The 25,241-nt window shown below is 59.6% G+C and carries 22 protein-coding genes and 1 pseudogene; 12 read left to right on the top strand and 11 right to left on the bottom strand.

The genetic code is table 11. The annotated features are described in order from the left end of the window. Nucleotides 1–4: 4 nt before the first annotated feature. Nucleotides 5–487, bottom strand: coding sequence for a DUF2844 domain-containing protein (locus ASG35_RS25250; protein ID WP_082508605.1), 483 nt, complete (start codon nt 485–487; stop codon nt 5–7). Nucleotides 488–993: 506 nt separating this feature from the next. On the opposite strand from ASG35_RS25250, the gene bamC reads away from it, so the two are divergent. Together bamC and ASG35_RS25240 are read left to right on the top strand one after the other, a co-directional pair. Beyond that, entirely contained in the window at nt 994–2,202 is a 1,209-nt protein-coding gene (gene bamC, locus ASG35_RS25245) for an outer membrane protein assembly factor BamC (protein WP_056364158.1), read from the top strand. 541 nt (nt 2,203–2,743) lie between these two features. Then, nucleotides 2,744–3,031, top strand: a complete 288-nt coding sequence (locus tag ASG35_RS25240; protein ID WP_056364157.1) for a putative quinol monooxygenase — start codon at nt 2,744–2,746, stop codon at nt 3,029–3,031. Nucleotides 3,032–3,085: 54 nt separating this feature from the next. Here ASG35_RS25240 and ASG35_RS25235 read toward each other — a convergent pair whose 3' ends face one another. From ASG35_RS25235 to ASG35_RS25225, 3 genes are all read right to left on the bottom strand, one after another. Further along, the gene (locus ASG35_RS25235; RefSeq protein ID WP_031358965.1) at nt 3,086–3,349 is read right to left on the bottom strand and encodes a hypothetical protein; all 264 of its coding nucleotides are present in this window, start codon (nt 3,347–3,349) and stop codon (nt 3,086–3,088) included. Between the two features lie 205 nt (nt 3,350–3,554). Next, the gene (locus ASG35_RS25230; RefSeq protein ID WP_056364155.1) at nt 3,555–3,812 is read right to left on the bottom strand and encodes a hypothetical protein; all 258 of its coding nucleotides are present in this window, start codon (nt 3,810–3,812) and stop codon (nt 3,555–3,557) included. 278 nt (nt 3,813–4,090) lie between these two features. Continuing rightward, nucleotides 4,091–4,639 carry a YdcF family protein gene (locus tag ASG35_RS25225; RefSeq protein ID WP_235527712.1) on the bottom strand — a complete coding sequence of 183 codons (549 nt, stop codon included), beginning with the start codon at nt 4,637–4,639 and terminating at the stop codon, nt 4,091–4,093. 483 nt (nt 4,640–5,122) lie between these two features. Here ASG35_RS25225 and ASG35_RS32325 point away from each other — a divergent pair, with 483 nt between their 5' ends. Continuing rightward, nucleotides 5,123–5,437: a hypothetical protein gene (locus ASG35_RS32325; protein ID WP_082508604.1), complete on the top strand. Its 315-nt coding sequence runs from the start codon at nt 5,123–5,125 to the stop codon at nt 5,435–5,437. Nucleotides 5,438–5,727: 290 nt separating this feature from the next. Here ASG35_RS32325 and ASG35_RS25220 read toward each other — a convergent pair whose 3' ends face one another. Both ASG35_RS25220 and ASG35_RS25210 read right to left on the bottom strand, forming a co-directional pair. Continuing rightward, nucleotides 5,728–5,988 carry a hypothetical protein gene (locus ASG35_RS25220; protein ID WP_082508603.1) on the bottom strand — a complete coding sequence of 87 codons (261 nt, stop codon included), beginning with the start codon at nt 5,986–5,988 and terminating at the stop codon, nt 5,728–5,730. A 390-nt stretch (nt 5,989–6,378) separates the two neighbouring features. After that, nucleotides 6,379–6,774: pseudogene (locus ASG35_RS25210) on the bottom strand (transposase); the annotation flags it as partial. Between the two features lie 410 nt (nt 6,775–7,184). Between ASG35_RS25210 and ASG35_RS25205 the strand changes: the two are divergent. Further along, nucleotides 7,185–8,099 (top strand): LysR family transcriptional regulator, encoded by a 915-nt coding sequence (locus ASG35_RS25205; protein ID WP_056364141.1) that lies wholly within the window; start codon nt 7,185–7,187, stop codon nt 8,097–8,099. Between the two features lie 112 nt (nt 8,100–8,211). Beyond that, a complete protein-coding gene (locus tag ASG35_RS25200) occupies nt 8,212–9,465 on the top strand; it encodes a pyridoxal phosphate-dependent aminotransferase (RefSeq protein WP_082508602.1) in 1,254 nt (417 codons plus the stop codon). Nucleotides 9,466–9,530: 65 nt separating this feature from the next. Here the strand turns inward: ASG35_RS25200 and ASG35_RS25195 are convergent, their stop codons facing one another. Then, nucleotides 9,531–9,860, bottom strand: coding sequence for a hypothetical protein (locus ASG35_RS25195; RefSeq protein WP_056364139.1), 330 nt, complete (start codon nt 9,858–9,860; stop codon nt 9,531–9,533). A gap of 27 nt (nt 9,861–9,887) precedes the next feature. Between ASG35_RS25195 and scpB the strand changes: the two genes are divergently transcribed. From scpB to truB, 7 genes are all read left to right on the top strand, one after another. Beyond that, on the top strand, nt 9,888–10,910 hold the full coding sequence (gene scpB / locus ASG35_RS25190) for an SMC-Scp complex subunit ScpB (protein WP_056364138.1): 1,023 nt from the start codon (nt 9,888–9,890) through the stop codon (nt 10,908–10,910). 142 nt (nt 10,911–11,052) lie between these two features. Further along, nucleotides 11,053–12,993, top strand: a complete 1,941-nt coding sequence (rluB, locus tag ASG35_RS25185) for a 23S rRNA pseudouridine(2605) synthase RluB (RefSeq protein WP_056364137.1) — start codon at nt 11,053–11,055, stop codon at nt 12,991–12,993. Between the two features lie 439 nt (nt 12,994–13,432). Next, nucleotides 13,433–13,894, top strand: a complete 462-nt coding sequence (rimP, locus tag ASG35_RS25175; protein ID WP_056364635.1) for a ribosome maturation factor RimP — start codon at nt 13,433–13,435, stop codon at nt 13,892–13,894. Then, nucleotides 13,891–15,366 (top strand): transcription termination factor NusA, encoded by a 1,476-nt coding sequence (gene nusA / locus ASG35_RS25170; RefSeq protein WP_056364135.1) that lies wholly within the window; start codon nt 13,891–13,893, stop codon nt 15,364–15,366. The genes rimP and nusA overlap by 4 nt, the downstream gene beginning before the upstream one ends. Before the next feature lie 93 nt (nt 15,367–15,459). Next, nucleotides 15,460–18,447, top strand: coding sequence for a translation initiation factor IF-2 (gene infB / locus ASG35_RS25165; protein ID WP_056364133.1), 2,988 nt, complete (start codon nt 15,460–15,462; stop codon nt 18,445–18,447). 96 nt (nt 18,448–18,543) lie between these two features. Further along, entirely contained in the window at nt 18,544–18,939 is a 396-nt protein-coding gene (rbfA, locus tag ASG35_RS25160) for a 30S ribosome-binding factor RbfA (RefSeq protein ID WP_056364132.1), read from the top strand. A 3-nt stretch (nt 18,940–18,942) separates the two neighbouring features. Next, entirely contained in the window at nt 18,943–19,878 is a 936-nt protein-coding gene (truB, locus tag ASG35_RS25155) for a tRNA pseudouridine(55) synthase TruB (protein WP_056364131.1), read from the top strand. A 48-nt stretch (nt 19,879–19,926) separates the two neighbouring features. On the opposite strand, the gene ASG35_RS25150 is transcribed toward truB, so the two are convergent. From ASG35_RS25150 to ASG35_RS25135, 4 genes are all read right to left on the bottom strand, one after another. Then, on the bottom strand, nt 19,927–21,486 hold the full coding sequence (locus tag ASG35_RS25150; protein ID WP_056364129.1) for a DHA2 family efflux MFS transporter permease subunit: 1,560 nt from the start codon (nt 21,484–21,486) through the stop codon (nt 19,927–19,929). A 30-nt stretch (nt 21,487–21,516) separates the two neighbouring features. Then, nucleotides 21,517–22,776, bottom strand: coding sequence for an HlyD family secretion protein (locus ASG35_RS25145; RefSeq protein WP_056364127.1), 1,260 nt, complete (start codon nt 22,774–22,776; stop codon nt 21,517–21,519). 57 nt (nt 22,777–22,833) lie between these two features. After that, the gene (locus tag ASG35_RS25140; protein ID WP_056364125.1) at nt 22,834–24,360 is read right to left on the bottom strand and encodes an efflux transporter outer membrane subunit; all 1,527 of its coding nucleotides are present in this window, start codon (nt 24,358–24,360) and stop codon (nt 22,834–22,836) included. Nucleotides 24,361–24,493: 133 nt separating this feature from the next. After that, entirely contained in the window at nt 24,494–25,015 is a 522-nt protein-coding gene (locus ASG35_RS25135; RefSeq protein ID WP_056364123.1) for a MarR family winged helix-turn-helix transcriptional regulator, read from the bottom strand. Between the last annotated feature and the right edge of the window lie 226 nt (nt 25,016–25,241).

Genomic DNA, 25,241 nt, shown 5'->3' with positions numbered 1-25,241 from the left:
CCCCTTATTCGATGTCGGCGGTGGTCACGCCGGCGGGCAATGCTTCGGGAAGCCATGCACGGCCACTGAACTCGCGAAGACGCACGCTCGTCTCGGTAACGAAGTCACTGCCTTCAACGTGTGAAGAACGCAGGCTGTTGGCGTTTTCCAATGCTGCACTGGCGCCTTGTCGATACCCGTCGAACCGTGTGCCGAGCAAGACAGATACATCGGGCATGGCCGGACCATCCCAACTAACGGCGTAGACCAGACCATTCGCTGATACGTACTGACGTACGCGGATCTGGTTGGCATCGATCGTTTCTTCCCAGCGCAGGGCGCTGTTATCGGCTTGATGGATTACCGGTGCGAGCTGATCGGACGTACCTGACGATACAGTTGCGGTGCCGATGGTAGATCCCAGTTGTGCATGGACTGATCCGCCGGCCGTGGCCAACAAGATTGCTGTGGCTGCTCGATGCGATATGAGCTTGTGAAGATACGACATGATTTACTCCGTTCTCGTGGCCGTTCTTGTTATTGAGGCTTAATTTTAAGATGGCGGAGTAATCTGAAATCAAGTTAGGAATTATCTTGTAGGGTCTTTTAAGAAGTCTAAAAAATTATTTAAAACTGCTTATTAAACAAAGTGTTGAGGCGGAAAAATTCGCTAAGACTGTTTGAGATCACTTGTCATAAATTGTCGCGACCCATGTCTCAGCGTCGATTTTTGAGATTCGCGGTGAAATTGGGCGAGTCAAATCGATATCGAAACCAAACGAAGAATCAACACAAAACCGCAGATCGAAACACCTTGCTCGAAGCGCTCAAATACGCAACGATCGGAAGCACATCAGCGTATCGATTTCGTTCAGAACAACAGAGATTGAGTCTCGTCACACAAGCATTGCAGCCACCCAAGCCTGTTGTTTTTGCACGGCGGCTCGCGGGACCGGTAAAATGCTTGGTTGATCCACGGAAAACGCCGTGGCGTAGCGGAAGGATTTCCCAAACATGACAGATTTTCGTGTGAACAAGCCGGCTTTGAAGGTGGCAGCCCTCCTGATGGTGGGTGGCCTGGTTGCCGGATGTGGTACTTCGTCGCCTAACGCAATCAATTACAAGAGCGATTCCCGATCAAAACAGGCGTCTCTCGCTGTGCCGCCCAACCTCCTCGAGGAATCGGGCGACCAGCGCTCGCTGCCGCCCCAAGGTGGTCAGGCTTCGCTGTCCGACCTCCAGCAGGTGCAGAAGGTTGCGCCGAGCGCGCCCACGGTGATTCCGCCGGTTTCCGGCATGCATGTCCAGCGCGACGGTACGGAACGCTGGCTGGTTATCGACAACAAGTCGCCAGAACAGGTGTGGCCGCAGATTCGTCGTTTCTGGCAGGAACAGGGTTTTCTGCTCGTCGTCGACGCACGTGACAAAGGCGTCATGGAAACGGACTGGAATGAAACCCACCCGCAAATTTCCGACGGCCTGATTCGCAACACGCTTTCCATGGCGACCGGCAATTCGTATGTGGCTGCCGAGCGCAACAAGTACCGCACGCGGCTGGAAGCGGCTCCGAATGGCGGCACTTATGTGTTCGTGAGCCAAAAGGGCATGCGCGAAGCGCTGACGGGCACGAATAACGACAATAGCCAATGGCAAGCCAAGCCGAACGATCCCGCGCTGGAGGGCGAGTACCTTAAGCGCCTCATGTCGTCGCTCGCGCTGGCGGATGCACGGCAGGCAAGCGGCCAGACGGGTATGAGCGACGCGGCCATGGCTGCGTCGGCGGCGAGTGGACCATCGGCGGCTACAGCGTCGTCGCGTGCGGCGCAGAACGTGGCGCTCGCAGCACAAACGCCCATCAAGGAAGATGTGATTCTCGAAGCCGCTTCGGATCAGATTACGTTGTCGGAGCCTTACGATCGCGCGTGGTTGCGTGTGGGTCTGGCGCTCGACCGCACGAACTTCACGGTCGATGATCGCGATCGCGGCCGTGGAATTTATTTCGTCCGCTACGTCGATCCGAAAGACATGAAGGCAGCCGAGCAAGGCTTCTGGAACCAGGTCTTCCACGGCAAGATAGAAAAGCTTCCGAAAAATTACGAAGTCAATGTCCGCGCGCTCACGGAAACGCAGACCCGGGTGTCGATTATCGACAACAAGGGCAATGTGGATTCATCACCGCAAGCGCGTCAAATCATGGGCTTGCTCGACGATCAGTTGCGTTGAGCCTGGAGCTCAGCCTGTTGGGAACGAACCCGCCTGCTATCAGGCGGGTTTTTTTACGCCCGCAAAAGTTAAGCGCGAATTAGAGCTATTCCTCGCACTGCAATGCGGGGTAACGCGCGCGTACGGCGCGCGCAGCCCGTTAAGCTTCGTTCAGGATATCGGGCGACGCTCATGTAATCGATGTCACGTTACGCCCGAGCGTTACATCAATCGAAGCAAAGTGGATTCTGCGTTTTTATGTGCGGGAAAGCTTATAGGAATCAACCGCATAGGGATTACATTGCATCCATGGCATGTAATCTGCGTGACGCCCGGAATGGTGTACCTCACCCTCTGCGTTGTCCGTGCCGACCTGCTTAACTTTCACGAATTGCGATCCGCTGGCCAAGCGGATCTCGATGGCCCCGTCGCCTATCCTCGTAGGGCGACGGCTTTTGCCCGCGCTCCCAAAAGGGAACGCGGGCTTTTTTCTTGTGGCCCGGGATTTCGGCAAGAGTGGTGCGCGAACGTTATGCTTGGCGTTTTAACCTGGAGTCAAAACATGTCGGAAATCGCCGTGGTCGCAACGTTCGTAGCCAAGCCTGGGAACGAGGAAAAGCTGAAGGAATTGCTGCAAGGCATCGTGGCGCCGACGCTCGCCGAACCGGGCGCCATTCAATACGATCTGCATCGCGATATCAAGGAGCCGCGGCGCTTTGTATTCTTCGAACGATGGAAGAATGAAGCGTCGCTCGCCGAACACAACAAGACGCCTCATATCCAGACGCTCGGCAAGGCTTTGCCGGACCTGATCGAACACGGCGAGATCAACGTAGTGGCGAAGCTCTGAGCGTCTAGGGCACGCCCACGAAGAACAGCCCCAGCACACAGTACCAGCGGTTCGTCAGTGCGTTTCGTGCGGGACGTCTAGGATCAGGATGATGGTCCAGTCGGCGTCGCCGTCATGATGATATTGCCGCTCGGCAACAATAAACGGCTGCTGCTTGCCGTCCGGACCCAGGAACAGCACGTCGCCTTCCATCGGGAGGCATTCCACGGGCGGTAGCGCGAGATACGCGTCCTTGTCCTTCGCGTTGCGCGGCATCAGCTTTTCAATTTTGCGCGATGCCGCTTCGGTCCATTCAATGTCCAGCTGGATGTTGCTCATAAGATCCTCCGCACGCGGTGCGATTCAATTTATCGACGCGGAATGTAGCATACCGCCGCATCGGTCATCGCATCACGTGTTTCCTGGAGCGCGCGAGTCCAGCGAGCATCCAAAAAAAGAGCCGGATAAATGCGTCGTGCATTTATCCAGCTCTGTGTCGAACGGCTAACGTTTGCGTGCCGTCGCGACCTTCGCATCCGATTACTTACTGGCTCGCGCCGGCAGCGTGGGCTGCTTTTTTCGAATGTTTTGCACCCGACTTCTTGTGGTGCGTGCCGCTTTTGTGCGCCGGCATTTCGTGCGGTGCGCTAGCCTGGTTCGATTGCAGGGCTTGTGCGCGCTGCTCGATATCGGAGATTTTAGCCGGATCGGTGCTCATGGTGACGCCTTGACCCGACTGTGCGAACGCTGCACCAGTAATCGCGCTTAAAGAAACCAGGACTGCCAGGGACATTTTCTTCATTGTTACCTCCATAGATTCGTTGAACCCGGGTTGGCCTGTCACGTTATACGAGACATTGAACGCTGATTAGCAAGCGCCGATCCAGCGCGATCCGTAAAACATCGTGTCGGACCGTTGTGCTCTACAGCGGCAATCGCGCGCTTTGTTTCAAATGGGCGCCATCCCGGACAGTCGATTGACCGCGCCGGCGATAATACCGGCGAAGTGCAATGCTTTCTAGTACTGAATTTCGAGATAAGAAACGGCCGTATCGGCCGTATGCGTAGCTGCTCGTTGTCTCAATAAAGTCCAACAGTTCGATACACGTAAAAGCGCGCAAGTCCGACCATCTCGTGAAGCGCGGTTTCCGAATCGATAAACCCACGCGGGCGCGGGAAGAACGACACCCGGGGATGTCGAACGTTGCTGACAAACGGTTGCGCGTTCATGCCGAATGCGCTGAATGCCGCCAGCGAGCGCCGCATGTGATAAGCCGACGTCACGAGCACAAACGATTCGTCGTGCACGGGACCAAGCAGTCGAGCCACGTTGCGGGCGTTCTCGTAAGTGTTGACGCTTTCGTTCTCGCGCAGCACGTCACCGGCGTTCACGCCTCGGGCGACAAGGAAGGGCGCATAGTTATCGGCTTCAGCTTGTTCGTGATGCTCAGGATTGCCTCCGCTCACGACTACGCTGCAGACGCCTCCGGCTCGCCGGCATTCCCGGTACAAATCGGCGGTCGCTATCACACGTGTAAAAGCGTCGCGCCGGGGAACAAGGCGATCGTTGTCGTCGTAACGTGTTCCTCCGCCTAACAACACGAAGATCGTTCGCGATGCGAAGCGCATGTCTTGTGGAACTGAAGGCTGTTCAAAACCGCTTTGGGCCAGGTGCAGCAGCGGAGTTCCTAACCAGCCGGCGCCGAGGGCCCAGAAAAGCATCCCGCATACTGCAGCTACCGCGAGTCTGCGTTGACGCCAAACGGCAAACAGTGCAAAGAAAAGCAGCAATAAAGTTATAAGAACCAATTTGGTTTGAGGTAACGTATAGGTTTTCGAGATAATCCGCTTCGTGGTCATCGCATTCAATAGAATGCATCGCCGGAAATGCGGGACGCGTTGCGTAATGCGCGTTTAACGGGAGCTCGGAATTATAAGTTGCAGTAAGAATCAAGCAGCACCTAGCGCAAGCGGCGGCTGCGAGTTCCGGTCAGGGGTCGCATTGTCGGCATTTTGACTGGTTTCGGGGCGTGCCGCGTTTAGTCGGCGCCGTTGGCAGGCGATTCAACTGTCAAGTGGCGCTGTCACGGCTGCACTGGAAGACATAACGAAATGACCACGTATTCAAACGAAGCCGTACTCGAAGCGCTCCGGCGAGCTCAGTATCGTCAAGTTCCGTGGGCAAGACGCCCCAACGTTTTCAGCCACCTACGCGACTTAGGCCTCCTCGAGCTCGTCAGGCAACGCACCGTTGCACCGGCCCCGGGCTTTCACGCCCCGGTGGACATTGCAGTCGTCACCGAGCGCGGCAAACTCGAATTTTCCCGCCTCTCACGCGAAGAGCGCTCGATGGATTGGGATTTAACCCGCGCCGCACCGTATTCCCTGGCTGTTGTCCCCGAACCTTTCGCCGAAGCGCGCGTATAGATTCCAGTCGGTTTCCATACTTTCGATTTCAAGAACGTGGAGTCACAACCGTTGAGGCTTAGTCCGCGCAAACGGTTGCGGACGGCGGAAACATAACATTCGTCCTGGATCTTATGCATTCGGCCAGACGCAATGTCCCGTAAAAAAAGCCCGTACCACGGGGATACGGGCTTACCGGATTTACTTCTGCCACGCTGTGCTCATGGCACAAATCCGACTTCTCTTTTGCAGTTCGGTTCCCGCAAATCTACTGGGAGGCCTTTTTATCAAACGCCACATCGCAATCTCTTTCAGTGCCGACGTGGGCGCGCTGCGCGCTCCGCTTCGGGGCGTGCGTGCACATTGCTTGCGATATCCCCGCGTAAATCGCCACGCGGCGTAGGCTCCGCCGGTTGGCTATTGCGCACGGGCTCCTTCTTCCATGACTGCATGCCTGCTTCGGCATCTGCACGTAGCGCGAAATTTCCACCTTGTGATTCGGCATGCACCGGATTGGCGATGCCAAGCGATGAAATCACAATGCCGCACGCCACCAGTGACATTGGTTTCATGATGAGCTCCCTTCAGACTTCACAGTCTGTTAGCTAGCTTCATAACTTATGCCAGTGCGCGAAAGGGCACTGTAAATAATGGTAAAGAGTTGTTTCCAGATCGTGCCCGATCTCGCATTGAAGGCAAAAGGCGCGCCATCGCCCGGCCTTTTGGAGCAAAAGGCCGGGCGAGCTTGGCTGATCGTGATGTTGACGGCCTGCGTAGGGCAGGCCGGCGATCCGGCATCCGATACACAAACTATCGAAAGAGACCTGGTTCAAGCGCAGAAAAGTCTGCGCGCGGGTGCTTCGCGGTATTGCTTGAGTCGTGCTGGCGGTATTTAAACCGGCATCAGCTGGGAACGTACCAGCCCGATGGTGATCCAGGCCAGCAGAACCGAGCCAGAATCAAGCCATCTTGACTGGAGCGCGCCACGATTCCGGATTCGTCCAGAATGCGCCACGCAAACGGTCGCGGCTCGGCGGTGCAGGCGGTTTTGCGGCCGTCGAACCAATCCGGCCGCGCAACGACACTTCGCGGCCATTGTTGCCAAGGCGTTTCACGATCTCGGCCAGCGTGCCATCGGCTTGCCATTCATCGAAACGACGGCGGCACGTCGGCGGCGAAGGATAGCGGCCCGGCAACTTCGACCAGCCTTCGCCGGTCGACAACACCCACAAGACGGCATTGACGACAGCGCGTGCTTCCACGCGCGGCCGGCCGCGGCGTTCACTGCGTGCAGGTTCTGCACAGAACAAGGCCTCGACCAGCGCCCACTCGTTATCTCTTAAATCGTCGAACATCATGTTTCACCTCAGCGAAGCTAACCCCGGTGCGCTGCCCCGCGCCGCGCACTCTGGTCGGAATTCGAAGATCGAACCCAGGTAAGGTCGGAGCAGACATTGCGACGGACGATTTGCGTTTAAAACTGCAATGGCGCCGACCCCTGCGCAAGTAAATGCGAGAACCGTGCCATGCGAGTACTCATCGGCCGGAAAGCCTCGTGGCAGTAGGCTGGCGTACTGCCAGCATGGGCCGTATGAGACGCTATAAGTGCAGTTAATGAAATCGGGACAATCACCAATCAAGTGCAGCAAGCCCATCGCACGTGCGCGATGCCTGTTTGCTGCACCGCAGCGCAACCGCGGTCCACACCGGTTTTCCGTGCATGTGATTTACACTCTGCATTTATTCGATCGATTGATGAGGCAGATGTATGAATCGCGGGCTCAACGTGACTTTGCGGCAGCTGCGCGTTTTTATCGAGGTGGCGCGGCTGCAGAGTTTTAGCCGCGCGGGCGACGAAATTGGCCTGACGCAATCGGCGGTCAGTCGCTGCGTGCGGGAGCTGGAGGGTGAAATCGGCCTGAAACTCGTCGATAGAACGACGCGCGAGGTCCAGCTCACCGACGTCGGGACGAATCTCGTCGGCAGCGTCTCGCGCCTGCTGACTGATCTGGACGAAGCCTTGCGCGAGATCCGCGATCTTGGTCAGCAAAAGCGCGGGCGGGTGATCGTCGCGGCGAGTCCGACCGTCGCGTGCCGGCTGATGCCGCGCGTGATTTCCGCCTGCCTCGATGAATTTCCGTTGATATCGCTGGGTCTGCGCGATGACCTCCAGGCGGACGTCATCCGGAAGGTCAAGTCGGGCGAAGTGGATTTTGGCGTCGCGATCGGCCCTCTCGCGCACGATGATCTGCATGCCGAGATCGTCACCACCGATTCGTTCTGCGCCGTTTTGAAGCGCGACCATACGCTTGCGGGCGCCAGCGAAGTGCGGTGGGAAGCGTTATCGGGCGAGCGGCTGGTCATGCTCGACCACGCGTCGGGAAGCCGTCCGATCATCGATACGGTTCTGCGCGAGCATGGCGTCGCGGCGGATGTCGTGCAGGAACTTGGCCACTCGGCGACGGTATTCGGTCTGGTGGAAGCGGGCGTTGGTATAAGCGTGTTGCCTTGGCTTGCCTTGCCGTTGCCGGCGAATTCATCGCTGGTGGCTTTGCCGCTCGTGCCGCGCATCGAACGAACGGTGGAACTGGTGCGCCGGCGCGATCGTTCGCTTTCGCCGGCCGCCGAGTCAGTGTGGGCGCTGGTCGCGCGCCTGCCAAAGCGTGTGGAAGAACTCGAATAAGCCGGCAATCGAAACGGTCGGAAAAACTGGCCTGATGGCTAACGTGCGAGCCGTATCGCGCGTTTCGGGAATCGTCGCGTTAGACTTTTGCTTTCGATCTGCGGAGACGGTAATGAGCGAATCAGAAGGGGCGGTAATCTCGGAGCTGGGCGCACTGACCGGTCAGATAAGCGCTGAAGGCGCTTCGGGCGTGCGTCCGCCCAACGCGCGAGATGCGGTACGTGCGCTGCGGCCATCGCAGATTCGTGAAGTGGCGAACGCTGGTTTCGGCGTCCCGGATGTCCTGCCTTTCTGGTTTGGCGAGTCCAATCAGGTAACGCCGCAGTTCATTCGCGATGCCGCAAGCCAGGCGCTCGCCGACGGCGCGACCTTCTACACGCACAACCTGGGTATTGCGCCACTGCGCGAAACGCTCGCGGGTTACGTTGGCAGGTTGCACGGCGCGACTCGACCGTCGGAAATTGCTGTGACAAGCGCCGGCGTCAATGCACTGATGCTTGCGGCGCAACTGGTGGTGGGCGCGGGTGATCGCGTCGTCGCAGTGACGCCGCTCTGGCCCAACCTCGTGGAAATTCCAAAAATTCTCGGCGCGACTGTCGAGACGGTTTCGCTGAGTTACGGAGAAGACGGCTGGGTGCTGGATCTGGACCGCTTGCTCGCTGCCCTTACGCCGGGCACGCGCATGCTGATGATCAACTCGCCGAACAATCCCACTGGCTGGGTAATGACGCGCGAACAGCAGCAAGCCGTTCTGGATCGATGCCGCGAAAACGACATCTGGCTGATCGCCGATGAAGTCTACGAGCGTCTCTATTACGGCAACGACGCGACCGTCGCGCCGTCATTTCTTGACCTTGCTACCCGCGACGAGCGTGTGATCGCGGTGAATTCCTTTTCAAAGGCGTGGCTGATGACCGGCTGGCGGCTTGGCTGGATCGTCGCGCCCGAGCGCGTGATGGAGGATCTGGGCAAGCTCGTTGAATACAACACATCGTGTGCGCCTTCTTTCGTGCAACTTGCCGGAATCGCCGCGGTCCGGGACGGCGAGCAATTCACGCAGTCGGTGGTCGCCGGCCTGCGCACTAGCCGCGACTACCTGGTGACGGCGCTTCAAAGCATTCCCGGTGTGGATGTACGTGCACCGCTGGGGTCCATGTATTTGTTCTTCAAGCTTCCGGGGGCAGATCGCAGCCTCGATCTATGCAAGGCCCTCGTTCGCGAGAGCGGCTTGGGACTTGCGCCAGGGAGCGCGTTTGGTCCGGAGGGCGAGGGCTATGTACGCTGGTGTTATGCCTGCGATACCGAACGCCTCGACGCCGGCGTCGCGCGCTTGCGCCAGTTCCTGGAGACGAAAACCGGGCAATAACGATGTGTTGGACGCGGGACTTGGGCGAAAACTCTTTGGCTTGGCGTGCCGCTAAGCTCGGGCGCTCAGCAGACCAGTCCGGCAAACCCTTTATAGACGTGAGGCCGGGCGCGGGTCGATGTTTCACCTTTACGCACCGTTTTTTTTTGCGTAATATGCGTCCAGTCACGCGCTTCCGCCTTGGAAAGTGCTACTTCGTCCGGCTGGGAAAGCTCGGCGATCAGGATCTGATCCCGTGTTGTGCCTCCCCCCGGTGCGTGCTCCCAATCATTATGACCGATCATAAATCGGGCGAGCGCGTCGTCAGTTTCCGCGTCCACGATTGTCCAGTCTGAGCGTTGCGAATGGTTCGAGTAATTGGCGTCCTTCGTTTCGGCCTGACTTGACCGGTTCATAGACCATACAGGGTCCTATCTAGCTGCATGAATACCCAAGAGGCGAAGATCGTCCTCGAGACAGCCTTGATCTGCGCGCAGGAGCCGCTGAAACTCGCCGAGTTGCGCAAGCTCTTCGCCGACGATATCTCGGCGGATACGGTTCGTACCTTGCTCGACACCCTCAAGCAGGACTGGTCGGGACGCGGTGTGGAACTCGTGGCTCTCGCGTCCGGATGGCGGTTTCAGAGCAAGCCCGCGATGCGGTCATATCTCGATCGGCTCCATCCCGAGAAGCCGCCCAAATATTCGCGCGCCGTTCTTGAAACGCTGGCGATCATCGGTTACCGGCAGCCGGTCACACGCGGCGATATCGAAGAAATTCGTGGTGTGACCGTGAATACGCAAGTGGTGAAGCAACTTGAGGATCGTGGCTGGATTGAAGTAATCGGGCATCGCGATGTCCCTGGCCGGCCCGCTCTGTATGCGACCACCAAGCAGTTTCTGGACGATCTTGGCTTGAGCGCGCTCGACGAGCTTCCCGCACTCGACAACCCATCGGCGCAATTGGAAGCATCGCTGTTGGCACAGCACGCTATTGATTTTCCCGGCGACGACGCTGCCGCTGCGCTTGCGCAAGGTCCGGTCGCCAGTACGGTCGACCTCGATGCCGGCGATGAGACAGATACATCGGATGTAGCGTCCGCTGAACCGGTTTCGGCACAGGAACCCGCATCCAACGCCGTGGTCCACGCAGAAGACGCTCCGGTTTCGCACTACGACGATACGTCGAGCGAATCACCGAAGACAGACCGCGGAGACCGGCAAACAAACGCGCTGCCGGAAGATGTTCCTGTGGCGACTGAGCTTGTTGGTCAGCCATCGATTGAAGAAGCGCTCAGCAGTAAAGCGGACTCAGTCCAGTCAGACGGCGATGAATCGCCGGCTGTAGCGAGCGAAACCGGCAATACGGCCGGCCATCACGCATCAAATGACGACGGCGCAACGAAAGCGCCAGACGAAGCAAACGAATCCGACGCACCGGACGACCGGACTGCGCGCAGGGCTTGAGCCTTACAACGGCAAGCCGTAACGGCAAGCCGTAACAGCTAGCCCGTTTTGCACGGAACCTTCATTCGGCTATTCATCACCATCGGCCGGATTTTTTGACGCGCTCGCGACGGGCGCGCGACCCGACACAATTGAGGTTGTTTTGACACATTCCCACGACAGCGATTCGCCCGAATCCGAGCGCCCCGTTCGTGCCGATGACGCACATGGCCAGGCCGACGCAGGCGATCGCACACGCACCGACGAACCCGCCAACGGCGAGGAGCGTCCGCGTCGCGGCTTGCGGCGTGGTCCTCGCAGCCTGATTGCGCGTCGTCGCGCTGTCGCGAAGACGAAGGGCGCCGAAGGCGCACCGCCGGCGCAAGACGGCGTGGAAACGTCAGCGGAGGGTGAAACCGCGGCTCCTGCGCGTGCACCCCGCAAGGACGCTGGCCCGCGCGCGCCCAGAGCGCCGCGCGCACCGCGCGATCAGGCAGCATCGAACGGCGAAAACACCCGCGAAGCATCGGGTGGCAGGCCGCCTCGCGGACCACGCCCGCCGCAAGGCGAAGGCCAGCGCGAAGGACAAGCACCGCGCGAAGGTGGCCGCCGCCAGCCGCGTCAGGCGCAGGCCGGTCAGGGCCAAAAGCGTGGCCGTCGTGATGAAGCCGTGATCAACCCGACTCCCGCAGCCGCTGCAGTAGATGACGTTTTCGAATATGTGACATCGCCGGCATTCGATGCCGACAACACGTCAGGCGGCGTACGCGCTCCGATGCTGCGCCGAGGCAAGCCCGCGCCGCAAAAGCGAGTCCTCGAAGCCGACGACGACACGCCGAAGCTCCACAAGGTGCTGGCAGAAGCCGGCATGGGCTCGCGCCGCGACATGGAAGAATTGATCGTGGCGGGGCGGGTATCGGTGAACGGGGAGCCGGCTCACATCGGCCAGCGCATCATGCCGACCGACCAGGTTCGCATCAATGGCAAGCCGGTGAAGCGCAAACTGTCGAGCAAACCGCCGCGCATTTTGCTCTATCACAAGCCGACTGGTGAGATCGTGAGTCATGCCGATCCGGAAGGCCGTCCTTCGGTATTCGACAGCCTTCCGCCCATGAAGACGGCCAAGTGGCTTGCAGTCGGCCGGCTCGACTTCAATACGGAAGGGCTGTTGTTGCTGACTACTTCCGGCGATCTGGCCAACCGTTTCATGCATCCGCGATACAGCGTTGAGCGTGAATACGCGGTTCGCGTGGTGGGTGAATTGTCGGAAGGGATGCGCCAGAAGCTGCTGAGCGGCGTTGAACTGGAAGACGGTCCGGCGAATTTCCTGCGTATCCGCGATGGCGGCGGCGAAGGCACGAACCATTGGTATCACGTAGCGCTGGCTGAAGGCCGTAATCGCGAAGTGCGTCGCATGTTCGAAGCGGCCGGCTTGATGGTGAGTCGCCTGATCCGGACGCGCCATGGCCCGATCGCCTTGCCGAAGGGCTTGAAACGCGGCCGTTGGGAAGAGCTGGAAGATAACGAAGTCCGTGGTTTGCTGGCATCGGTGGGATTGAAGGCGCCGGCCGAAGAGCGTGGCTCCCGCAGCGCCGCGCCGCGTGTGCAGCCGGATCCGCTGCAAACATCGATGGGCATCATCACGCGTGAGCCGGTCCTGAGTTCCCATAACCGCTTTGCTCAAACCACGCCGACACGCGGCGGCCCCGGCGGCCGTCGTGGCGCGCCGGGCGGTTTCGGCGGCGGTGGTTTTGCCGGCAATGGCAATGGTGCCGGCGGCGGTTATGGCGCACGTGGCACCGGCGGCGGCCGCGAACCGAACGGCAACCGCGCCGGCGGCGAAGCAAACGGCAACCGTGCGTTGCCGCGTCCGGGTGGATCGGCCGGCGGCCCGCGTGGTAGCCGTCCTCCGGGCGGACCGGGTATGGGCGGTAACGGCGCACCGGGCGGACGTCCGGCGAACGCCGGCGGCAAACGCTCCGGCCAGGGTGGTCGTCAAGGCAGTCCGGGCGCTGGCCCGCAAGGCAACGGCGGCAATGCCCGCGGCGGACCAAGCCGCGACGGCGCTCGCCCGGCGCCGCGCAATCGCACGCGCGGGCGCTGATCATTTGCTGCATCGTCGAGCTGCACAATGTTCGTTCGACGATGCAAAAAAAGAGTACGAGCGCAGGTTCGATCCGCTTGCTTCGCGCGTGAACCACGTGTTGGCATCGCGGTTCAGGTCTTTTGGTCAGCACCAAAGCGCGCGAAAGTGCGGCGAAAGCGCGATAAACAGCTTCGATTTGTCTTGTAAATGGCCGTCAAACGCCTTTACACAGGGCGTATTGGTTGCGTTTATCCCGAAAAATGGCTAAAATCACGAAGTCGATGGGCATGGTGATTGTTTCGCCGCCCGGATGTGATCGCGGTACAGAAGGATGGGCGTTGCGCCCATTTTTTTTTGGGCTTTCGGTTCAGCATCTTGGGTGTGCGAATGCGCCGGCTCAAGGCGCGGTCCGCAGGTGTTCGGCGTGGAGCGCGCGAACATCTTGGAGTCTTTTACTGTGCAACTGACGGAAATCATCGAAACCACGGTCTCTGGCCTGGGCTACGAACTTGTTGAAATCGAGCGCGCGGGAGGCGGTTTGCTGCGTATCTCGATCGACCAGCCCGCCGGTATCGCGATTGAAGACTGTGAGAAAGTCACACGTCAGCTTCAGTATCTGTTCGAAGTGGAGAATATCGATTACTCGCGGCTCGAAGTCGGGTCGCCGGGTCTCGATCGTCCGCTCAAGAAATTGGCGGATTTCGAACGCTTCGCAGGCAGCGAAGCCACCATTACATTGAAGAAGCCGCTGGACGGGCGCAAGTCGTACCGGGGCATCCTGCATGCACCAGACGGCGAGTCGATCGGTTTGGAATTCGAAGGGAAGGACGGCGGCGCTGCGATGCTCGATTTCACGCTCGCAGACCTCGATAAAGCACGTCTCGTCCCCAAAGTTGACTTTAGGAGCCGCAAACAATGAGTCGCGAAGTTTTGATGCTGGCGGATGCGCTGGCGCGCGAGAAGAACGTCAACAAGGACGTGGTGTACGCAGCGCTCGAAGCTGCACTTGCTTCGGCAACGAAGAAGCTGTTCGAGGAAGACGTGGACATCCGCGTGGCGATCGACCGCGAAAGCGGCGAGCACGAGACGTTCCGCCGCTGGAAAGTGGTGCCGGACGAAGCCGGCCTGCAAGAGCCGGATCAGGAAATCCTGTTGTTCGAGGCGAAAGAAGAAAAGCCCGACGCGCAGATCGACGAATTCATCGAGCAACCCATTCCGTCCATCGAGTTTGGCCGGATCGGTGCGCAGGCTGCCAAACAGGTCATTCTCCAGAAGGTTCGAGATGCCGAACGCGAGCAGATCCTGAACGACTTCCTGGAACGCGGCGAAAAGATCATGACCGGCGCAGTCAAGCGTCTGGACAAAGGTAATTTCATCGTCGAATCGGGTCGTGTGGAAGCGCTCTTGCGCCGCGACCAGCTGATTCCGAAGGAAAACCTGCGAGTCGGCGACCGGGTTCGCGCGTATATCGCGAAGGTTGATCGTACGGCGCGTGGCCCGCAGATCGAACTCTCGCGCACGGCGCCCGAGTTCCTGATGAAGCTGTTTGAAATGGAAGTGCCGGAAATCGAGCAGGGTTTGCTCGAAATCAAGGCGGCTGCGCGCGATCCTGGCGTGCGTGCGAAAATTGGTGTGATCGCTTATGACAAGCGCATCGACCCGATCGGTACGTGCGTGGGGATTCGTGGTTCGCGGGTGCAGGCGGTGCGAAATGAGCTCGGTGGCGAGAACGTCGACATCGTGCTATGGTCGGAGGATCCCGCCCAGTTCGTGATCGGCGCTCTCGCGCCGGCTGCCGTACAGTCGATCGTCGTCGATGAAGAAAAACATTCGATGGACGTCGTCGTGGACGAGAATGAACTGGCGGTCGCCATTGGCCGTAGCGGCCAGAACGTGCGTCTTGCCAGCGAGCTGACCGGCTGGCAGATCAACATCATGACGCCGGACGAGTCGGCGCTTAAGCAAAACGAAGAGCGTGGCACCTTGCGCGGCCTGTTCATGGCGCGTCTCGACGTCGACGAAGAAGTAGCTGACATTCTCATCGACGAAGGCTTTACCAGCCTCGAAGAGATCGCGTATGTGCCGCTCAACGAAATGCTCGAAATCGAAGCCTTCGACGAAGACACGGTTCACGAACTGCGTAACCGCGCTCGTGACGCACTTCTGACAATGGCGATTGCGAATGAAGAGAAGGTCGAAGGCGTTGCACTCGACCTGAAGAGCCTCGAAGGCATGACCGACGAGTTGTACGCGAAGCTCGAAGAACATCAGATCCGGACACGCGACGACCTCGCGGAGCTGGCTGTAGATGAGCTGGTCGAGATGACCAGTATTGAAGAGGATGCCGCTAAGGCGTTGATCATGAAAGCACGTGAACACTGGTTCCAGTGAGAAATGACCATGGCGCACTGATATATCGCGGCCGGCTGGCCGCATGACCCCGATCAAACAGCAGGGAATTTGTCCTTGCATCAAGAGGAATGAATGGCGAGTAACAACGTAGCCCAATTTGCCGCGGAACTCAAAATGCCTGCGGGCGTCCTGCTCGAGCAGTTGCAGGCGGCTGGCGTCACGAAAGCGAGCGAGGATGACGATTTGTCCGAGACGGACAAGTCGCGCCTGCTCGAACACTTGCGCAAGTCGCACGGTTCCGCCGACGCCGACAAACGCAAGATCACTTTGACCCGCCGGCATACGTCGGAAATCAAACAATCCGACTCTACGGGTAAAGCTCGCACCATTCAGGTCGAGGTCCGCAAGAAGCGCGTGTTCGTGCAGCGTGATCAGAGCGGTGTCGAACAAGTAGCCGAAGGTGCGAACCACGTCGAAGACGAAGTGGACGAAGCCGAATTGCAGCGTCGCGATGAAGAAGCGCGTCATGCTGCTGAGCTGCTTGAGAAAGAAGCGCTTGAACTGAAGGAACGCCAGGAGCGCTTCGAGCGCGAAGAGGCGGAACGTGTTGCGCGCGAAGCGGCAGCTGAAGCCGAGCGCCGCCGCGCTGAGGAAGAAGAAGCGAAGCGTGCTGCCGCCCAGGCGGAAGCTGCGGAGATCTCGCGTGCTGCGGCGACTGCCCGTCAGGATACGCGTGCCGAATCGAAGACGGAAAACGTGGCCGACGAACCCGTGAAAGCCGAAGTGGTTGCGCCGCAAGTCGATGAAAAGGCCGCTGCCGAGCGCGCCGCTCAACGCGAAGCTGCCAAGAAGGCTGAAGACGCTGCGCGCGCCGCGACCGAAAAGGCTCGCGCCGAGCATGACCAGATTGCGAAACGCCGTGCCGCGGCTGAAGCCGAAGCGCGCGCCATTCGCGAAATGATGAATACGCCGCGCAAGGCTCAGCAGGCGAAGCCAGCCGAGCCGACTCCGGCCGCCGTAGCTGCCGCGGCCGCTGCTGCCAAGGTGGCCGAAGGCGCGAAGGCTGCGGAAGCCAAGGGCACGCTGCACAAGCCGGCACGTCCGGAAGGATCTGCACCGGCACGTCCGGCAGCGGCGAAAAAGCCGGCTGCAGGCGCACCGGCAACGACCGCTCCGTCGCTCGGGCCGGACAAGAAGAAGGCCGGCGGCAAGAGCAGCTGGCAGGACGATGCAGCCAAGCGTCGCGGTATCAAGACGCGCGGCGACACCAGCGGCGGCGTAGACCGCGGCTGGCGCGGCGGCCCGAAGGGTCGTGGCAAGCATCAGGATCAGACCAACTTCCAGGCGCCGACGGAACCCGTGGTGCGCGAAGTGCACGTGCCGGAAACGGTATCGGTCGCGGATCTGGCGCACAAGATGTCGGTGAAGGCTTCGGAAGTCATCAAGGTGATGATGAAGCTTGGCCAGATGGTCACCATCAACCAGGTGCTGGACCAGGAAACCGCGATGATCGTCGTGGAAGAACTGGGTCACAGCGCGGTTGCGGCCAAGCTGGACGATCCGGAAGCATTGCTGGTCGAAGGCGAGACGCAGGAAGAAGTGGGCGAACGCCTGCCGCGTCCTCCGGTGGTCACGGTCATGGGTCACGTCGACCACGGCAAGACCTCGCTGCTCGATTACATCCGCCGTGCGAAGGTTGCATCGGGTGAAGCGGGCGGGATTACGCAGCACATTGGCGCGTATCACGTGGAAACGCCGCGCGGCGTGATCACGTTCCTCGACACCCCTGGCCACGAGGCCTTCACGGCCATGCGGGCCCGCGGCGCGAAGGCAACGGACATCGTGATTCTCGTGGTTGCCGCGGATGACGGCGTGATGCCGCAAACGAAGGAAGCCATTGCTCACGCGAAGGCGGGCGGCGTGCCTATCGTCGTGGCGATCAACAAGATCGACAAGCCGGGCGCAGCGTCCGAGCGCGTGAAGCAGGAACTGGTCGCTGAAGGCGTTGTGCCGGAAGAGTACGGTGGTGATTCGCCGTTCATCGAAGTGTCGGCCAAGACCGGTGTTGGTATCGACAGCTTGCTGGAAAATCTGTCGCTGCAAGCCGAAGTCATGGAACTCAAGGCGCCGGTCGATGCACCTGCCAAGGGTCTCGTGATCGAAGCGAAGCTCGACAAGGGCAAGGGTCCGGTTGCGACCATCCTGGTGACGTCGGGTACGTTGAATCGTGGCGACATCGTGCTGGCGGGTACGGCTTTTGGCCGCGTTCGAGCCATGCTCGACGAAACCGGCAAGCCGATCAAGTCGGCAGGTCCGTCGATTCCGGTCGAGATTCAAGGTTTGTCGGAAGTGCCGGGCGCTGGTGAAGAAGTCATGGTCCTGCCGGACGAACGCAAGGCGCGCGAAATCGCGTTGTTCCGTCAAGGCAAGTTCCGCGACGTCAAGCTGGCGAAGCAGCAAGCCGCCAAGCTGGAAAACATGCTGGAGTCCATGACGGAAGGCAACGTGCAGAACCTGCCGTTGATCGTCAAGGCCGACGTGCAAGGTTCGCAGGAAGCGCTGGTGCAGTCGCTGGTCAAGTTGTCCACCAACGAAGTGCGCGTGCAGATCGTGCACAGCGCGGTTGGCGCGATCAGCGAGTCGGACGTCAATCTGGCGACGGCTTCGAAGGCGGTCATCATCGGCTTCAACACGCGTGCGGATGCTCAGGCTCGCAAGGTGGCGGAGTCGAACGGTATCGACATTCGTTACTACAACATCATCTATGACGCTGTGGATGAAGTGAAAGCGGCAATGTCGGGCATGCTCTCGCCGGAGAAGCGCGAAGTGGTCACGGGTATGGTCGAGGTTCGCCAGATCATCCGCGTGCCGAAGATCGGCGCGATTGCGGGTTGTATGGTTACCGACGGCGTGGTCAAGCGTAACTCGATGGTTCGCGTGTTGCGCAACAACGTGGTTGTCCACACGGGCGAAATCGATTCGCTCAAGCGCTTCAAGGACGACGCGAAGGAAGTGCGCCAAGGCTTCGAGTGCGGTATCTCGCTGAAGAACTACAACGACATGGTCGAAGGCGACCAGTTCGAGATCTTCGAAGTGACCGAAGTCGCACGGACGCTGTAAAAGATTCATCGCTGGACTCGAGGGCGGAGTGGGCTTCACGCCCGCTCCGCCCTTTTTATTTGCGCGTCCGGCGATACACAAATTATCGGAAATATCATGGCCAAGAAACGTACTTCCCCTAACCGCAACGTGCAGATTGCGGATCAGATCCAGCGCGATCTCGCCGAACTGGTGCGTGACGTGAAAGACCCGCGAATCGGCATGGTGACGTTTCAGAGCGTCGAACTGACGCCCGACTACGCGCACGCGAAGGTTTATTTCACGACGCTTACGGGCGATCCCAAGGAAACCGAAGCCGGCTTGAATCACGCGGCGGGGCATTTGCACAACTTGCTGTTCAAGCGCCTGCATATCCACACGGTTCCGACGCTGCATTTTCACTACGACCAGACCGTCGTGCGTGCAGTGGAAATGTCGAAGTTGATTGACGAAGCCAACTCCACGCGCGCGAAGGACGACGAAGAACCTGAGCAAGCAGAGAAGGGCGCCTGATCGATGAACGGTGCTGCTCGTCCAAAGATTCCCCGGCGTTTGCTCGATGGCGTGTTGTTGCTCGACAAACCGCTTGGCTTGTCCAGCAACGACGCGCTGATTCGCGCCAAGCGAATTTATCTGGCGAAAAAGGCCGGGCACACCGGCACGCTTGATCCGCTGGCGACTGGCTTGCTGCCGCTTTGTTTTGGCGAGGCGACGAAATTTTCGCAGGACTTGCTCGAAGCCGATAAAACCTACGAAGCCACCATGCGCCTCGGCGTTCGCACTACCACGGGCGACGCGGAAGGCGAAGCGCTGGAAACACGCGAAGTCACGTGCAACGAAGCCGCGATCCACGCCGCAATGGCTGCTTTTCGCGGCGAGATCACGCAAATCCCGCCGATGTATTCAGCGCTCAAGCGCGACGGCAAGCCGCTGTATGAATACGCGCGGGCCGGGCAAACGGTCGAGCGCGAGGCGCGCAACGTGACAATTCTTGCGCTGGAAATGATCGCATGCGCGTTGCCGAACGTGACGTTTCGAGTGACGTGCAGCAAAGGCACGTATGTGCGCACGCTGGCTGAGGATATCGGCGAGAAGCTGAATTGCGGAGCGCATCTGGTGGCGCTGCGGCGTACCGGCGTCGGCACGTTGACGCTTGAAAACGCGGTCACGCTGGACACGCTTTCCGACGCTACGCCCGAAGCCCGTGACAGCTGGCTGCAACCTGTGGACGCGTTGTTGTCCACGTTCCCGGCCGTCCATCTCGACGCCGATGCCAGCCGCCGCTTTACCCAGGGTCAGCGGCTCAAGCTTGCGGATATCGCGGATGCGCCGGCAAACGCGGATCGCGTAAGAGTCTATTCCCGCGATGAACAACGTCTGCTCGGCGTAGCCCGAGCCGGCGAAGGTGTACTGGCGCCGGAGCGATTGGTGGTGTCGGGTCAGGGAGAATAAAAAAACGCCACGGGATGCCGTGGCGTTTTCACATAATCGAGCGCTGTTTCAATGCGCTGCCGAAGCCGCCGCAGCAGAGTCGCCGCCACCTGAGCGTTCAGGTTTCGTGATCCAGATCAACGCAATCAACGCGACAAAAATCGCCGCCGAGATATAGAACAAATCGTTCACGCCCAACTGCGCAGCCTGCTGCGTCGCCATGCTGTTGAACAACCCATAACCCTGATCCTTGCTGAATCCAGCCGCCCCGAATTGTTGCATCGACGCGTTGAAGTTCGGGTTATACAGATTGGCTTGCTCCACGAGTTGCGCGTGATGCACGCCCGACCGATGATCCCAGGCGGTTGAAAATATCGATGTCCCGATCCCGCCGCACATGATCCGCACGAAGTTCGACAATCCCGATGCCGCCGGAATCCGGTGGCCCGGAAGTCCCGACAACGTGATCGATACCAGCGGAATAAAGAACCCTGCCATGCCGATGCCCTGAATCAACGTCGGCAACATCAACGAGAACGTATCCACGCCGGTGGTGTAGCGCGAGCGCATCCAGAACACGAGCGCGAACACGAGGAACGCACCCGTCGCGATCTTTCGTGGATCGATACGCGGCAAAAACTTGCCGACCACGGGCGAGAGCAGCACCGCAAACAAACCGACCGGCGCGAGGACAAGGCCGGCATCCGTCGCCGTGTAGCCAATGTCGGTTTGCAACCACAGCGGCAACAGCACGAGATTGCCAAAGTACAAACCATAGCCAATCGCGAGCGCGATCGTTCCGCCGGTGAAATTTCGCAGCTTGAAAAGAGATAAATCGACGACCGGATGTTCCTCGGTCAGCTCCCACACAATGAAGAACGCGAGCGCGATCACCGCGATCAACGTCAGCACGACGATGGTCGTAGAGTTGAACCAGTCGAGGTCCTTGCCTTTATCGAGCATGACCTGCAGCGATCCGACCCAGATGACGAGCAAACTTAATCCCACCGTATCGATAGGCGCCTTGCGGATCACGGAATCACGTTCGCGGAAGATCGCAAACGTGGCAATCGCGGCGACGAAACCAACCGGAATGTTGACGTAGAAAATCCACGGCCACGAGATATTGTCGGAGATCCAGCCGCCGAGAATCGGCCCGGCGACTGGCGCGATCAGCGTGGTCATCGACCACATGGAAAGCGCCATGGGCGCCTTCGCGCGCGGATAACTCGCCAGCAAAAGCGTTTGCGAAAGTGGGATCATCGGCCCGGCGACCGCGCCTTGCAACACGCGCGCGGCGAGCAGGAAGGGCAGGCTCGGCGCGAGCCCGCAGAGCCACGACGCGATCACGAATAGCACGATCGACGTCATGAACAAACGCACTTGCCCAAATCGCTGCGTGAGCCAGCCCGTGAGCGGCACGGAGATCGCGTTGGCGACGGCGAACGACGTAATCACCCACGTGCCCTGATCCGACGATACCCCGAGGTCACCGGATATCGACGGAATGGAGACGTTTGCGATGGATGTGTCGAGCACATTCATGAACACCGCAAGCGATACCGCGATCGTGCCGATCACGAGTTTCGCGCCTTCCAGCGGCGGATGAACGGCGTTGGGTTGAGACATGAGAACGGTTCCGGAAAACTTGAAGGGCGCTTACATCAGCTTGGCGAGATCTTGCTTGGTCGCCGGCTGAACTTTTTCCTTCGATGTCTTCTGCGAACCGCCGCCCGTTCCCGGACCCGACGTACCCTCGTTCGCGGCGATGATGCGCGCGATTTCGGCATCGGCCTGATCGCCGTATTTGGCGAACACGTCGGTCTGATACACAGTGTTCGGCGCGGCTCCGAGCTGGCCGCCGTTCTCGTCCTTGATGGTTACATCCACGTTCATCGACAAACCGATGCGCAGCGGATGTTTTTCGAGTTCCTGCGGATCGAGCGCGATACGCACCGGCAGACGTTGCACGACCTTGATCCAGTTACCCGTTGCGTTTTGCGCCGGCAGCAGCGAGAACGCCGAGCCCGTGCCCGCCGAGAAGCCGATCACCTTGCCGTGGAACACGACACCCGAACCATAAACGTCCGCCGTCAATTCAACCGGCTGGCCGATGCGCATATGCGTCAACTGCACTTCCTTAAAATTAGCATCGATCCATACGCCGTTCAGCGGCACGATCGCCATAAGCGGATTGCCCGGCGAGACGCGTTGGCCGACCTGCACCGAACGCTTGGCGACATAACCCGTCACGGGCGCCGGCATGGTGTTGCGTGCATAGTTGATATACGAATCGCGGACCTTGGCAGCGGCCGCAAGCACGTTCGGATGGCTCGCAATCGTCGTATTCGATGTCAGCGAACGATTCGACTGCAGCTCTTGCTGCGCGGCGTTGAGCGAGGCTTGCGCGCCGCGCACAGCGTCGCGTGCGTGGGAAATTTCTTCGCCCGAGATCGCGCCGGTCTGCGCAATCGTCAAACGGCGGCGCAGGTCGTCCTGAGCCCGCGAAAGATCCGATTGACGCAGCGCGACTTGCGCCTGGTATTGATTGTCGTTGACGAAAAGCGTGCGAACCTGGCGCACGGTCTGCGCGAGATTGGCCTCGGCCTGATCGAGCGCGACCTTGGAATCGGCTGGATCGAGCACGACGAGCGGATCGCCCATCTTCACGGTTTGCGTATCGTCCGCGTTCACGGAGATCACCGTGCCCACCACTTGCGGCGTGATCTGCACGATGTTGCCATTCACATACGCGTCGTCGGTGCTTTCGTGAAAACGCGCGACGAGGAAGTAGTACAGCCCGTAGGCCACCGCCGCGATGATCACGACCAGCACGATCAGGGACATCAGCACGCGGCGCTTGGTGTTGCTGGTTTTAGGCGCCGGTGCTGCTGCGGCATTTTGTTGAGAGTCGCTCATGAATAGCTCCGTATTCTCTGTCTTGAGTTGCTGCTAATCGATTCGATTCGGTTTGGTTCAGTCGGCGCTCTTCGGCGCGACCGATGCGGTCTTCGACGTTTGCCCGTCGATGGCGAGATTCGCGTCGGCGGCATCGAAACCACCGCCCAGCGCCTTGATCAGGCCGATCTGAAGATCGCGGCGTTTCATCCGCAAGTTCGTCACGGTTTGTTCGTTCGACAAACGGTTCTGGTCGGCGGTCAGCACCTGAAGTTGCGGCGACAACCCAGCTTTGTACCGGATCACGGCGAGCTGGTAGGCGTGCGTGGAGGCGTCGAGTGCGCGGGTGGCATCGTTGGTTTGCTGATCGACCGAGCGAATCGAAGCAATTTGCGTTGCCACATCGTTCAGCGCGTTCACCAGCGTCTGGTTGTAGTTCGCGATGTCGAGATCGAAGTCCGCATAACGGCCTTTCAGCTGTGCGCGCAACGCGCCGGCGTCGAAGATCGGCAAATGGATGGCCGGGCCCGCGTTGAACTGGCGGCTGCTGGAGGTGAAGAATCGGCCCCATCCGAAGGCGTCGAAGCCTGCCGCCGCCGACAGATTGATATCGGGGAAAAACTCGGCCTTCGCTTCCTTCACGTTCGACGTCGCCGCTTCCACCTGCCAGCGCGCCGCGACAATGTCCGGCCGGCGCGCAATCAGGTCGGCGGGTACGTTGTCCGGCAACGTGACGTCGATCCTGGAAGTGAGCACCGGGTTCGCGATTTTCAGGCCGCGGTCCGGTCCCTGGCCGAGCAGCGCGCCGAGTTGGTAACGCGTGGTCGTGATCTGGCCGTCGAGCTCGGACAGATTCGTCTGGCTCGTCGCGATATTGCCTTCGGCCGTGCGGATTTCGACGTTGGTATCGAGCCCGGCAGTCACGCGGCCGTTCGTGATGCGGCCTACGTCGGTGCGGTTCGCAATCTCGCGCTGGGCGACATCGCGCAAAGCGTAGAGCAGCGCGAGCTGGTTGTACGTCTGCGCAACCGATGCCGCCAGCGTCACGCGCGCCTGCTGCATGTCGGCCTCGGCGGCCTTTTGCTGCGAGACGGCCTGATTCAGACGCGAGCGGTTCTTGCCCCACAAGTCCAGGTCCCACGACGCGCTCACCAGCGCATTGTTCTCGCTATACCAGGTGCCGCCGTACGGAGGCGGGTAGAGCGCGTTCGCGGAGAAAAGCTCGCGACTCCACGAATACGAGCCGTTTACCTTCGGATATAGCCCGGCTCGCGAGCTCTCTATATAAGACGATGCCTTCGCGATCCGCGCCTGCGCCTGCGCGATCGACGGATTGCCGGCAAGCGCTTCGTCGATCAGCTGCGGCAATTGCGGATCGCCGAATTGCTTCGCCCAGTCGAGCGATGGCCACTGGCCGCCTTGCGACGGCACGCTTTGCGTGGCTTGCAGCGCATCGCTCTGCGGCTCGGTGATCTGCTTGTCGCTCGAAATGCCCGCGTAGTTGGCGCAGCCTGCAAGGACCAGCACGGCAGCGGCCAAAGCGCTGCGTTTCAAACTTGTTGTAGACGTCGCGAATACGGACGCGGACGAATCAGGGAATTTCATCGCTCGACTCTCGGAGATGATATGTAAAGATGGACGCAGCAACCAATTTCTTTCAGTTTTATTACCCGATAAGGGGGCCGCTGAAGTGCGTCTTCAGAATATGAGCTTGGATTAAGGGAATGCGCCGCCCTGGTCAGGAAGTCGCTTTTGGCGTGGAGCTTTCGTACCCGCTGATCAGCGCGATGGCTGCCGGATCGCCCGAATTGAGCAGGATCCGGCGCAGCATACTCTTCAAAAATCCGACTTCCTCGGGTGTAAAACCGCCGAGAAGCTTGTCCAGCACCTTCGTGAAAATAGCCGGAATCTGTCCGGCAAGCTCGCGGCCTTCCGGTGTCAATGCAAGGCGAACAACGCGCCTGTCTTCCTCGCTGCGCACGCGGGTAATGAGTCCGCGCTTTTCCAGCCGGTCGATCAGGCGGGTGACGGCGCTTGCATCGATACCGTATTCACGCGCGAGATCTGCCGCTGCAAGACTGCGTCCGCTCGCGAGCATGAACATGATGCTCGCTTGCGTGCTCGTAATGCCGAGGTCGGCCATGGTGAGTTGCGTCACGTTGTTCCAGAGCGTGGAGCGCACGCGGCTAAGCAGATAGCCGACGCTCTCGCAAAGCACATAGTTGGCAATTTCAGGAACCGGCTGTTCGACGTCGCTCATGGATACTCGTGCGCTTGCAATAATTGACTATGCAAGATTATAAAAGGCAGTTCATTGACGCGGCAAGTACTTTCAGATCCGTTCTGATGTGCTCGCATTGAGCCGGCCAACCAAAGATTGTTGTTATTTTGAGATTCGAATCGCCCTGGCAAATGCCCGACGATAGGCGTTGACAGGGGTTTTCGGCTATCTCGGAAAGGAGAATTGAGGCAAAAACCCTTCCGGG

The organism is Burkholderia sp. Leaf177 (assembly GCF_001424345.1).
Taxonomy (GTDB): domain Bacteria; phylum Pseudomonadota; class Gammaproteobacteria; order Burkholderiales; family Burkholderiaceae; genus Caballeronia.
Note: the sequence above shows the minus strand (reverse complement) of the source record. Positions and strands in the feature narration are given on the sequence as shown.